Origin of the sequence: Alienimonas chondri, assembly GCF_013036045.1 — a bacterium.
Lineage (GTDB): Bacteria > Planctomycetota > Planctomycetia > Planctomycetales > Planctomycetaceae > Alienimonas > Alienimonas chondri.
In genome coordinates, this window is record NZ_WTPX01000002.1 from 69,019 (window position 1) to 81,291 (window position 12,273).

Here is a 12,273-nt window from a genome sequence, read left to right on the forward strand (position 1 = left end):
CTGTGTTACACTTCAGTCCCCGCCGATGCGTTATGCATCGCTCCGTTCCTGCCTCGCCGACAGGGTTCGCGTATGTCCCGCCGCTCGCTCGTGTTGGGACTGACGGCTGGAATGGTCGGGTGGGGTCTGGGCGTCGCCGAGGCCGCGGACCCTGCGGACGTGGCGTTCTTCGAGACGAAGATCCGGCCGGCGCTGGTCGAGCATTGCCTCGAATGTCACGGAGCGGAGGCCGATCCGCCGGACGGCAATCTGCGGTTGGATCTTAGAGCGGGCTGGGAGATCGGCGGGGACAGCGGCCCGGCGCTCACGCCCGGCGACGTCGACGGCAGCGTGTTGATGGAGGCGCTGCGGTACGAAACCTATGAGATGCCGCCGGAGGGAAAGCTGCCGGATCATGTGGTCGCGGATTTCGCGAAGTGGATCGAACGCGGCGCCGTCGATCCCCGCGGCGGCACGCTGGAGGCGCCGGATGCCCCCGCCGCGGCGAACGTCGAAATTGATGAGTGGACTTACCGCACGCCGACGGCCGAACCCATCCCCGCGGTTCGTGACGAGGCATGGCCGCGGACCCCCGCGGATCGGTTCATTTTGGCCCGCTTGGAAGACGCGGGGCTCACGCCTGCCGCCGACGCCCCCGCGGCCACGGCGTTCCGTCGCCTGCACTTCGACCTCAGCGGACTGCCGCCGGACGCCGACGCGCTCGCCGAGTTTCAAGCCGATCCGAGTGAGGCCCGCTGGGCGGCGGCGGTCGATCGGTTGCTGGCCTCGCCGCGGTTTGGGCAGACGTGGGGGCGGCACTGGCTGGACGTTGCCCGCTACGCCGACAGCAACGGCAGCGACTTCAACGCCACCTGGCCGGACGCTTGGCGATACCGAGATTACGTGATCGAGGCGTTTAACGACGACCTGCCCTTCGATCGATTCCTGACGGAACAGATCGCCGGCGACCTGCTGCCGGCGGACACCGACGCCGACCGCGCCCGGCAGACGATCGCGACCGGGTTCCTCGCGCTCGGCACGAAGATGCTGTCGGAGCGGGACAAGGTGAAGCTGACGATGGACGTCGCCGACGATCAGATCGACACCGTCGGCCGGGCCGCGATGGGGCTCACGCTCGGGTGCGCCCGCTGTCACGACCACAAGTTCGACCCGATCCCGACCCGCGATTACTACGCCCTCGCGGGCATTTTCGCGTCGACGAAGACGTTGGACGGGGAGATGCAGAAGTACGTCTCCGACTTCGTCCGCGTCCCCCTGCCCGAAGATCCCGCGGTCACGGCGGCCCGCAAGGCCCATAAGGCCGCCGTCGCCAAGGCCGAAGCCGCGGTGAAGGACGCCAAAGCCGCGGTTGATGCGGCGGGTCTGGTCCCTGAGGGGGCGATCGCCGTGGATGACGCGGATGCGAAGGCTGTGGGCGATTGGAAGGCGAGCACCTATTCCAAGCCGTTCTACGGCAAGGGGTATCTCCACGACGACAAGTCGGGCAAGGGCGAGAAGTCTTTGACCTTCACCGCGACGTTGCCCGCGGCGGGGCGGTGGGAAGCCCGCCTGCTCTACGCCGGCAGCGGCGGACGGGCGTCGAACGTGCCCGTGAAGCTCCGCACGCCGGACGGCGAAACGGAGATGATCCTCGATCAAACCAAACCCGGTCCGCTGTTCGGCCGAGCGGCCGTGGTGGGCGAATACGAGGCGATGTCGGCGGGCGAGGTCGTCTCCGTGATTGTGCGGAACGACGGCACCGAGGGCCATGTGCTGGCGGACGCGGTGGTGTTCGCCCCCCTCGCCGACGAAAGCGTCGACCCGGCCGCGCACGCCGCTGCGAAGGCTCTCGTCGCCGAGACGGAAGCGACGCTGAAGGCTCTGAAAGACAACGCCCCGCCGCCGGCGCCCAACGCCTTCGCCGTGACGGATCGCCCGCGGGACGAGATCGCCGACACCGCCATCCGCATCCGCGGCGAGGCTCGGCAGGAGGGGGAAACGGTCCCCCGGGGCTTCCTCTCGGTCTGCGGCGGCGGCTCGGAGGAGATCCCGGAGGGCAGCGGGCGGCTCGAACTGGCGGAGTGGGTCACGCGGCCGGATCACCCGCTGACGGGGCGGGTCTTCGTGAATCGCGTGTGGGGACACCTGTTCGGTCGGGGCATCGTGTCGACGGCGGATAACTTCGGCGTCCTGGGCGCTCCTCCGACGCATCCGAAACTGCTGGATCGCCTTGCCGCGGAATTCGTGGCGGACGGTTGGCGGATCAAACCGCTCGTGCGGAGGCTCGTGACCAGCCGCGCCTATCGGCTTTCGTCCGTCCACCCGGACGCCCTCGAGAACGACCCGGAGAACGAACTTTTCGCCCGGGCCAATCGCCGTCGCCTCACCGCGGAAGCGCTCCGGGATACGACGCTGTGGCTCGCGGGCCAGTTGGAAGAGGCGCCGCCGGGCCGCTCGCCGGTCTCTGGGTTTGGTCGCCTGGCGGTCGACACGGCTAGCGGAAAGCCGACGGGGCCGGTCGAGGTGAACGCTCTCGCCGTGCGCAGCGTCTACCTGCCGCTGATTCGCAACGAACTGCCGGACGCCTTGGCGGTGTTCGACTTCGCCGATCCCGAGTCGGTCATCGGGGTACGACCCGCGACCAACGGGCCGGCTCAGAGTCTGTTCCTCTTGAATGCCCCGCAGGTGCGCGCTCGCGCCGAGGCGGCTGCCGATCGTTTTCGCACCCGGCCCGGCGAGGTCGGGGAACGGGTGTCGGAGTTGTATCGGGCGACGTTCAGCCGCGATCCCAGTGAGGCCGAGATCCGACGAGCCGTCGATTACCTCGATGCCGCCGCGGCCCGCGACGGCGAGGCTGTGGCTTGGGCGGACTTCGCGCACGTGCTGTTCTGCTCCGCCGAATTCCGCTTCCTCGATTAATTCCCTCCCGGAGGAAACGATGCCCGTCCGCGACCCCTATGCCTGCCACGACTTCGCCCCGGCCACGACCCGGCGGGCCGCGTTGCAGACATTGGGGGCGGGCTTCGGATCGCTGGCGTTAGGAGGAATGTGCGCCGATCTGACCGCCGCGGAGGCCGCCGCCGGTCCGGTCACGCCGGGATCGCTGACCCATCACGCCGCGCGGGCGAAGCGGGTAATCTTCCTGTTCATGCACGGCGGTCCCGCGCAAATGGACACGTTTGAGCAGAAGCCGCTGCTCACCCGCGACGACGGCAAGTCGCTGCCCGATCGGCCGGGGGCGCTGAAGTTCAACGACGCCAGTTCCAAGCTGCTGGCCAGCCCGTGGAAGTTCAAACGCTACGGACAGTGCGGAAAGGCGGTCAGCGACCTCTTCCCGCACGTGGCCGAACACGTCGACGACATCGCCTTTCTGCACGGAATGCACAGCCGCGGGCAGAGCCACGGGCAAGCCGTCTGCATGCTGCACACCGGCAGCGATAACCTCCCCCGCCCCAGCGTCGGCGCCTGGGTGAGCTACGGCCTGGGGACGGAGAATCGCGACCTGCCGTCGTTCATCTCCCTCGCCCCGCCCGGCGGGCACGGCGGGCCGCGCAACTACGGGCCGGCGTTCCTTCCCGCGGAGCACCAAGCCACGGCGATCGGTCGCGGCGGACGGCTGGGAGCGGGCACGGTCAAGCATCTCGCCCGGCCGGAGGCGCTCTCCGAAGATCGCCGGGCCGCGCAGCTAGGTCTGCTCGCCGACCTGAACGCCGACTATTCCGACTGCATCGCCGAGGCCGCCGGCCAGCCGGACGCCGCTGTGGAAGGCGCCGTGCGCGGGTTTGAATTGGCCCATCGCATGGCAGGCGTCGCCCCGGACGTCCTCGACCTCTCCCAAGAGACCAAGGAGACGCACGCACTTTACGGCGTGGGCGAGAAGCCGACGGACGGCTTCGGCCGGGAGTGCTTACTGGCTCGTCGGCTCTGCGAGGCCGGCGTGCGCTACGTGCAGGTTTCCACCGGATACGACTGGGACCAGCACGGGGGGTTGAAGAAGGGACACGAGGCGAACGCCGGCAAGGTGGATCGCCCGATCGCCGGCCTGCTGACGGATCTCAAACGTCGTGGACTCTTGGAGGACACGCTCGTGGTGTGGGGCGGCGAGTTCGGCCGCACGGCGACGGCTCAGGGGAAGGACGGCCGCGACCACAACCCGAGCGGCTTCACGATGTGGATGGCCGGCGGCGGGGCCAAGGGCGGTCACAGCCACGGCGCCACCGACGAATACGGCGCCTACGCCGTCGAGGGCCGCACGCACATGCACGACCTGCACGCCACGATGCTGCACCTCCTCGGCCTGAATCACGAACGTCTGACCTACCGCCATGCCGGCCGAGATTTCCGCCTGACCGACGTCGCGGGGCGCGTGGTGAACGAAGTCATCGCCTGACCGCGTCGCTGAGGACGGCGGGCGCGCTCAGCCGGTCGATTCTTGCTCGTCGGGAGAGGCCTCATCCGGCTCAGGTTCGCTTTGGAGCGGCTCGGGAACCTCTGTGAACGATGAGGGCAGGGTGAAGTCCGATCGTCCCTCGACGTAGATTTTCTGGATGCGGAATCGTTGGGGTTCTTGAGCGTACGACACGGAGCCCAGTTTGAACCGGCCGATCTCGGACGGGCCGCGGCGCTGAGTTCGAACCATGTATCGATGGTTGAGGCAACAGACGACGTCATCCGGGCGGACCATCGTTTGAAGCGGATAGAACGGCGCTTCGCCCGACGTTCCAAAGACTCGTGCAGAGGGGTCCTGGTGCGGCAGCGGTTGCCAAGCCAGCCAGCCGCTGTCGGTCTGGGGATCTCTTGCGATGCCCCAAAGCCCGCCGTCCGAGGAGTCGAGTTCGCCGGGATTTGCAGGCCAAATCCCCCGCCCGACCCCGATGCCGACGCTTCGCGTGGGGGTCGATTCGTCGCGCTCCGGCGAGATTGAAACGTAGATGACGATCGGCCGCGGGAATGCGACCAGCGGACTGAGATAAGGCGTGTTGCGACCCGATCCGCTCAGCGTCGCGATCCCGCCCGTCTCGCCCTCCTCGACCGTCACGTACTCCGCCGGGCAGCGGAACCCCGAGAGATCCTCGTCGATCGGCAGACTGAAGCTCCTGTCCTCATCGTACGCCTGCCGCCAGGCGAGCAGCAGTCGGACCTCCCCCGCCCATTCGCGGATCGTCTCAGCGTCGCCGTCGTCTCCGTTCACAGATTCCAACACGGACTGAACGTCTTCGAACAGGGCCGGCAGATCGGCGGAGTCGATGGGATCGGCCTCTTCTTCGAAGGCCGCGGCCAACCGGTTCGCGGACTCGGCCGCCGAGCCGTCCGCGGCGAGCAGCGGCCCGAGCACCCAGGACCGCCGGTAGCCGTCGAGGAATCTCCGCAGGTCGGTTCCGTCGTCCGGCCAGACGCGGAGCATCGCTGTTCGCTCCTTGGACATGCCGAGGTCCGCCATCTCTTCGAAGAGGGCTCTGGCACGGTTCGATTGGAAGTGATGCAGTCGAAAGCCCGGTTCGACGGTCGCGGCGAGTTCGAGGAACCGGCCCGTTTGATCCTCCAACAGGGTCCGCCATGGACCGTCCGCGGGGGCTGCGAAGTCGTCCCCGCTGTCAGCGATCTGACGTGCGATCTCCCAGCCGGCGTTGGGAACGACCGTGTCCTCGAGGTCTTCCCGCAGCGTCTCCGCGGAGATCGACACCAGAATGTCGAACGAACCGCCCCACTTCGGATGCATCGCGTTGGCGATCGCCATATATGCGTCCCAATGGTCGATTTTGGCCGCCACGGCCCAGCGGAACCACGCGATCGGGCTCAGTCGCCCCCCGCCCGCCATCGCCACGCTGATTAGCTTTGTCGACGCCGGCGACAGGTCCGGCCGGTGCAGGAACGCGGCGTGCAGGTGCTGGGCGGCCATGGCGATGCGTTGACCAAACACGTCCCAAGCGCCGGCGACGACCTGATTGGCCATCCCGTCCCCGCGCGCGTCCCAAGCGGTCTCCAAGAACGTTTCGCCGGCGAAGCAGTGGAACGCATAGGGGTCGCCGCCGGCTTCGGCTCCGCTGGAGAGGGCGTTCAGCGTGTACAGGCCACCGACCGAGACGCTCATGTGATCGGCCGCTCTGTTCACCGGCTGCCCTTCGGGGTCATCGGGGTACAAGCCTGCGACGTCCCGAGCGGCATTCAGCAGAAAATGCGGGGCGAGCGGGTGCTGGGCCAAGACCTCGGAGTCAGGCGTCAGCGAGGCGGCGAACGCCTCCAACCCATCCCCCGCCGACTCAAGTGCGTGGCCCTCATCCTCCAAACCGGCCGGTTGGACGACTCTCAAGCGCCAATAAGCGACCCGATGCAGGAACCAGGGCGGCGCCTCCGCGGCGAACAGGGCCTCGACGACGTCCGCGAACTCCTTCGCCACCTCCTTGGTCACGGACTCCACGGCGATCCCCCTCGTCGATTCCCACGCGAGATGGGCCTGAACCAGCGGATCGTCGGTTCCCGTCTCACGGATGCGATCCGCCGCGGCAGCGATGGCGGCGTTTCGCTCTTCGGCTCCCTCAAGCCCGAGCTTGCCCACCTCGTCTAACAGCAGCGCTTCGTCCTCGGTCAGGGGATGCTCCGCCGTCCAGACGGCGACCTGGTCCGCCCAGAAGCGCTGAAAATCCTGTTCGAACTGCTCGTCGGTGAGCAGATCCCCCGGCGGGGGAAGCAGAGCGGGAAATTGCTGCCCTGGGACGGGCTCTAAGGGCGGCAACGCCGGCGGATCGACCTGCTCCCCGCGTTCGGCCGTCGCCCAGCGAGCGAATCGCTCCTCCGTTTGAGCCAATTCATCCCGCCACCGATGGTGGATGACGCCCAGCGTCGGTCCGGCGTAGAGCACCCGCTTGATCGGCTTCCTTGGGCGACTTTTCTCTGCGGTCGCCTCCGCGGCCGCCGCTTCCGCGATGTTCGCTTCGATGACCGAAGGCTCCCCCTGCTCGGGGTCCCCGCCGCACCCCGCGGCGACCAGCGCAATGAGGGATGCGACAACGGTCCGGGACGGCGTGGCGATCATCGATTCAATTCCGGCTTATTTCTAGCCGCCAGACGGTAGCCGAGCCTTCCCGACGCCGCGACTTCGAACGAGCGGCTTCCGCTTGTCGGTTCGGCCATCCACATCACCACCAGCGCATTCCATAAACCGCCAGTTCTTCCGCGACGGTCGCCGGGGCGTCGCCGTTCAGCAGCGCCTCAATACGAGCGCGGTTTCGCTGGAGCATTGCTTCAAACTGCCTGCGGGCGAGCTGATAACGGCCCAACCGTGCAACCGCCGTGGGGGCGTCGGCGTCGCGGGGGGCGTCGAGCGCACGGGCCGCGAGCGTCATCCGGGCGGCCACGCCGCGGGCGACGACGGGGTTGTCGCTTTCCAGCAGCGGCTCCAGCGCCAGTAATCCGCCGAGGTCGATGGCGTGGTTGCCGATCAACGCCAAGGGCGGCAGATCGTCATTCGCCACCCGGGAGGCATTGTAGGTGTGGGCCATCCAGTCGATGGGGAAGAGCAGCCCGGCCAGCAGAACCAATGCCGCCGCCCGGGCCTGCCGACGAACCAGCCAGGTGAAGCCGCGATCCCACGCGATCTTGGCCACGACGATCGCGAATCCGACCGCGACGGCGGCGATCCCGAGGAAACCGACGATCCGCATCCGGGATAGGCCGTTGAAGTCGACGTAGTTCAGCAGCCGGTTCAGCACGGCGGCGACGAGCAGGAAGTTCAAACCGCTCCAGATCCAAGCCAGCGTACGCAGGCGTCCGGCCCGCGGATCGGAGATCAGGGAGCCGCGGAACATCGCCGACAGCAGCGCCGTCGCCGCGGCGAGCGCCGCCGTCAGCCAAGCGGCACCTTCATGAGCATACCCGGCGTAATAGAAGTCCTCCGGGAAGTTGCGCCGCCACAGCGTGGCGAACTCGAAGGGCAGATAGACCGCGAAGACCCCCACGACGACCAGCAGAGTGTTCCGCACGGCGGAGTAGGCATGGGACGGCGTGCCTCGAGACGCCCGGCGGCGGGCCGTCGCGGCGGCCTCCCGGTCCGCCGTCAGGTCCAACAGAGAGCCTCGCACCAACGGCCGTAACGATCCGAGCGTCGCTCCGCCCACGACGACCCAGAGGAACACTTGCACGGGACCGGGCACGATCCAGCGGATCGCGTCCCCGAACCGGGCCGAGACGCTGGCGAGCCACTCGCCGACCATCTCTTTCAAGTCGGGATTGGCGAGGAGAAACAGCCCCGCGAACACCGCTCCCGCGGCGATCGGCATCAGGACGCTCAGTGAATTCGAGGTTCGACCGGCTCCCCGAACGCCGGAGTCGCGGTGGGAGCCAGTCCCGGCGCCGTCGGCGTGATCCCGACCCAACAGGTTCCGAAGAGCGACGACGGCCGCCGGAGCGGCGGGAAACGCTTGGAGCGCCTGAATCGGCAGATCCAGTACCCACACCTTCCGTCCCGCGCGAGCCAGCCCCAACGCGACCAACAGGGCGATGCCCGCCGCGACCGCTCCTCCCCACCCGAGCCACGCCAACCGCCCGGCTGTCAGCACGAGCAGCCCGGCGACGACCGCAAACCCGCGCCAATTCGACTGACGAAAGGGCGATCCAAAGGCCACGACCGGAATCAGCCCCAGCAAAAACAGGCCCGCAGCCGCATACCCGCCCGTTCGGTAGATCAGGAGATCGAACAGCACGACCGCGGCCAGCGCCGCGACTGGCTCCCGCACCGTCGGCGGAGGATCGGTCGGATCGTCTCCGACCCAGTCGTCGGTCGAACCGCCCGCCCGCGGGGCGTGTGCGTCCGGCGGTTCCTCAAAGAGATCGGCGGGTTCGTCGGACGAGGACATCGCGATCCTTGAGGGACGGGCGGTCCGAGTTTAACGCTCCGACACGCCCCCCGGCGACTCGCTCGAAAGCGACGCGAGGAGCGTGCGCTGGGCGTCGAGCGGGTCGGCCAACTCGGCGAGCGCCCGCCGCAATCGGGGGAGATCGTCGACCGTATCCACGTCGAAAGAGACCGGCTCCTCCGCCGTCGTTCCGAGCGGGCCGAGCGCGGCGATCGTTTCGGCGGCAGTCGTCGCAGCGCTGTAGTTCACGGAGAGAAACGCCGCGCGCGGGATCGGCCGTCGCCCCCCCAGCAGCCAGTATCCGCCGTCTTCGCAGCGCCCGAGGCGAAAGTCGGCGGGGTGTGATGCGTCCAGCAAGGCCGCCGCGGGACGCACGAAGTGGGCGGGGGTGTGATGGGGCGAATCGCAGCCGATCAACAGGACCGCCGGCCGCTCCACGATCAGGCGGGAGTACACCGTGTGCAGGCGTTCGCCGAGTCCGCCCGTCCCCTGCCCCGTCGTGCGGCGCCCGGACCAGATCGGGGCGTTCGCAGCCTCCGGTTCGGCGACGGCCCAGACCACGTCCAGCGGCCCGAGCGCGGCGGCGGCCTCGGCAATGGCCGCGGTCGCGGCGAGGCTCCCTCGATAGAATGCCCCGGCCCGCGTCGTCCCGATGTCCGCGGCCAAACGCGTCTTCGCGGGGGTGCGACCGGGCGTCTTGGCGAAGACGGCGAGGGCGGCCCGGTTCGTTTTGGTCCCGTTCATGGCGCTCACCGCCCTCGCATCCAGGCCCACCACTGCGGAGCGGCCTGTCGTGCCGTCAGCCAGACGTGCGTTGCGGTCGTGCGGATCCAGCCGCGCCGCTGATACTTGCGGGCGCTGGTCGTCACCGTCGCGGGCAGTTCGATGAGAAACGCTCCGGCCCGGCGGGCCTTCCAGGCGAAAAGATGGCCCTCTCCGTAGGGCGCCGCCTCGTCGAATCCGCCCAACTCCTCCCAGAGCTCGCGCGAAAGGAAGAACCCTTGATCGCCGAAGGGCATCCCGAGCATTCGACTGCGAAGATTCGCCGCCCATCCGTTGAGGCGCGTCAGCGGCGGCCCGTCGGCTGCGAAGTCGAGTTTCAGATAGCCCACCGCTCGCCCAAGTCTTTGCCCGCGTTCCACGGCGGATCGGATCGCCCCGGCGTCGAGGCGGCTGTCCGCGTGCAGAAACCACAGCATCGCTCCGTCGGCTGTGCGAGCCACGGCGTTCATCTGCGACGCTCGGTTCGGGCGGTCGGCCGGGATCCACTCGGCCCACTCCGCCAGACCGGACGGCGAATCCCCCGGCCCGCAGAGAATCGCTTTGCCGCCGGCGTTTCCGAAGGGACCGAGGTCGTCGAGCAGCGCCCGCCAAGCGCCCTCGCCGGGGCCGACGGGGATGCAGACGCTCACGTCGGTCGCCCACGCAGCCGATGCGGCGTCAACAAGCTGGGGGCGGCGAAGGGCGGAGGGCGGCATTGGAAGCGCCATCGAACGCTCGTCCGATGTGTCCCGCAAGGCCGCTCTCGTCCGTTCGGGGGCCGAGGCAGCCCAGGGCGTTCGCGAGCGAAGGGGGCCGGTTCAAGCGGTTCGACCGGTTCGCCCGAAGATGACGCCAGGGCCGGCTGCATCGCCGCGTCCTGCCCCGCGCCCGCTTTGATGGACCCGTGATGACGACCCTCCCCGCAATCGCTGTCGGCCGTGGTTCCGCCCGCCCGGCGGTTCGGGTCGTCAAGGGAATGGTCTGCCTCGCGTTGCTGGCCGCGGTCTGCGCAGCCTCAGGCTGCGCGGCGATGCATCCACTCAGCGGGGTTCCGGCGGAGAACTTGGCGGACAGCTTCCGTACGCCCGTCCGCACGCCCCAGCGGCCCATCGACCCGTCGTTGCTGGGCCAGCCGCGGCCGTCCGTGTACCGGCTCGACACCGGCGACATCGTCGGGGTGTTCGCCCCGGCTCTGTACGGGGACGGCGGACTGGAAAGTCCACCGCCGGTCGTCGCGGAGACGACGCTGAACCTCATCCCCGGTCAGGGCTTCCCGCACCGCGTCGGCCGCGACGGGGCGCTGCACATTCCGTTGCTCGGCCCGGTGCTGGTCCGCGGAATGACGATCGAGGAAACCCGCGGTCGGCTGGTCGATCTGATTCGCGCCCAGTACGAAATCGACGAGGACAAGCCGGATCCGGTCGTGACGCTGAGTCTGTTGAAGGAACGGACGATTTCCGTCGTCGTCTTCCGCAACGAGATGGGACCGGACGGGGCGTTGGATAACGACGCCCAAGGCCAGGGTGGGGAACGCTTCGATTCGCCGACCGGAGAGATCGTCGAATTGCCCGCTTATCAGAACGACGTGCTGCACGCCCTCGCCGCGACCGGCGGCACGCCGAATTTGGAGGGCGATACCGTCGTCACCGTCGCCCGCGCCGGCGGCCTCCGGCTGACCGGCTGCGGCCCGAACGGCTGCCGCCCGGACGGTCTGATGGGCGGAACGCCGCCCGGGCTGCCGGCCGGAGCCATCGGCGGGCACAGCGCGGGACCGGCGGGACGGCCGATGATCGCCGCTCCGCCGACGGTGGACGGGCCGCAAGTCGTCAAGATTCCGATGCAACTGCTGCCCGGTCAGGCCCCGGGGTTCTGCCACTCCGACGTCATCCTGCGGGACGGCGACGCCGTCTACGTCGGCAGCCGCACGAAGGACGTGTTCTACACCGGCGGCCTGCTGGGGCCGGGCAGCTTCCGACTGCCCCGGGACAGCGACATCGACGTGTTGGAAGCCCTGGCGGTGGTCCAGGGGCAGCGGCAGAACGTCGGCACGACGCGGGCCCTGACGGGCAACAGCGTGCTCAGCCGCGACGTCACCGCCGGCGCCAGCAGCCTGATCATCCTCCGCGAACGTCCCGACGGCACCCGGTTGCGGATCGAAGTGGACCTGCGGGACGCCATCGTCGACCCCCGGCAGCGGATTCTCATCCGGCCGCAGGACTACCTGATCCTGCAGTACCGCAAGGGCGAGGCGCTCGTGGCCGGGTTCGAGCGATTCTTCATCGAGGGCATCGTGCAGGGCGTGGCCGCGTCGCTGACCTTCGGCAACTGACGCGGGCGGCGGAGGCTGTTGCGGACGTAGCGATCGGAGGGATTCTCTGGTCGCGGCAGTCGGTCGGCGCCGGGTCGTGGCGATCCTGGCGCGGCGGGGTCGGTTCGCTTGCCTGACCGGAGGGGGCGCTCTCTGGCGGCGGACCGTTGCGACCCGTAGCGTTTGCGCAACGCCCCCATTCTTTTCCCCGGGGGGGAACGCTCACACGGCCGTATCGCGTCCGGACGTGAGCTAGGTTGCACGGTCGGCCCCCTCCGCAACGCCAGGACGGCGAGGCATCGAGGACGTGATCGGGCCGGCTTCGATTCGTCGGTTCGCCCCACAACCGCCCCGCCATGCACGCCCCGAGTC

General features: G+C 68.9%; 7 protein-coding genes. 3 read left to right on the top strand and 4 right to left on the bottom strand.

The window, feature by feature from the left end; all coding sequences use genetic code 11:
• Window positions 1-72: 72 nt before the first annotated feature.
• Both LzC2_RS00645 and LzC2_RS00650 read left to right on the top strand, forming a co-directional pair.
• Entirely contained in the window at window positions 73-2,898 is a 2,826-nt protein-coding gene (locus LzC2_RS00645) for a DUF1553 domain-containing protein (protein ID WP_171182632.1), read from the top strand.
• Window positions 2,899-2,917: 19 nt separating this feature from the next.
• Complete coding sequence (locus LzC2_RS00650) at window positions 2,918-4,369, top strand: DUF1501 domain-containing protein (protein ID WP_171182634.1); 1,452 nt, start codon at window positions 2,918-2,920, stop codon at window positions 4,367-4,369.
• A gap of 27 nt (window positions 4,370-4,396) precedes the next feature.
• On the opposite strand, the gene LzC2_RS00655 is transcribed toward LzC2_RS00650, so the two are convergent.
• The 4 genes from LzC2_RS00655 to LzC2_RS00670 form a co-directional block, all read right to left on the bottom strand.
• On the bottom strand, window positions 4,397-7,012 hold the full coding sequence (locus LzC2_RS00655; RefSeq protein ID WP_171182636.1) for a hypothetical protein: 2,616 nt from the start codon (window positions 7,010-7,012) through the stop codon (window positions 4,397-4,399).
• A 103-nt stretch (window positions 7,013-7,115) separates the two neighbouring features.
• Window positions 7,116-8,831: a DUF4153 domain-containing protein gene (locus LzC2_RS00660; protein ID WP_171182638.1), complete on the bottom strand. Its 1,716-nt coding sequence runs from the start codon at window positions 8,829-8,831 to the stop codon at window positions 7,116-7,118.
• A 30-nt stretch (window positions 8,832-8,861) separates the two neighbouring features.
• A complete protein-coding gene (locus LzC2_RS00665; protein WP_206678509.1) occupies window positions 8,862-9,575 on the bottom strand; it encodes a TIGR04282 family arsenosugar biosynthesis glycosyltransferase in 714 nt (237 codons plus the stop codon).
• Window positions 9,576-9,580: 5 nt separating this feature from the next.
• Entirely contained in the window at window positions 9,581-10,309 is a 729-nt protein-coding gene (locus LzC2_RS00670; RefSeq protein WP_171182642.1) for a glycosyl transferase family 2, read from the bottom strand.
• A 191-nt stretch (window positions 10,310-10,500) separates the two neighbouring features.
• Here LzC2_RS00670 and LzC2_RS00675 point away from each other — a divergent pair, with 191 nt between their 5' ends.
• Window positions 10,501-11,922, top strand: a complete 1,422-nt coding sequence (locus LzC2_RS00675; protein WP_171182645.1) for a polysaccharide biosynthesis/export family protein — start codon at window positions 10,501-10,503, stop codon at window positions 11,920-11,922.
• Window positions 11,923-12,273: the final 351 nt, after the last annotated feature.

Excerpts from the sequence above, each read along its gene's own strand:
- LzC2_RS00645 (WP_171182632.1), top strand. The coding sequence starts at position 73 with ATGTCCCGCCGCTCGCTCGTGTTGGGACTGACGGCTGGAATGGTCGGG.
- LzC2_RS00650 (WP_171182634.1), top strand. The coding sequence starts at position 2,918 with ATGCCCGTCCGCGACCCCTATGCCTGCCACGACTTCGCCCCGGCCACG.
- LzC2_RS00655 (WP_171182636.1), bottom strand. The coding sequence starts at position 7,012 with ATGATCGCCACGCCGTCCCGGACCGTTGTCGCATCCCTCATTGCGCTG.
- LzC2_RS00660 (WP_171182638.1), bottom strand. The coding sequence starts at position 8,831 with ATGTCCTCGTCCGACGAACCCGCCGATCTCTTTGAGGAACCGCCGGAC.
- LzC2_RS00665 (WP_206678509.1), bottom strand. The coding sequence starts at position 9,575 with ATGAACGGGACCAAAACGAACCGGGCCGCCCTCGCCGTCTTCGCCAAG.
- LzC2_RS00670 (WP_171182642.1), bottom strand. The coding sequence starts at position 10,309 with ATGCCGCCCTCCGCCCTTCGCCGCCCCCAGCTTGTTGACGCCGCATCG.
- LzC2_RS00675 (WP_171182645.1), top strand. The coding sequence starts at position 10,501 with ATGACGACCCTCCCCGCAATCGCTGTCGGCCGTGGTTCCGCCCGCCCG.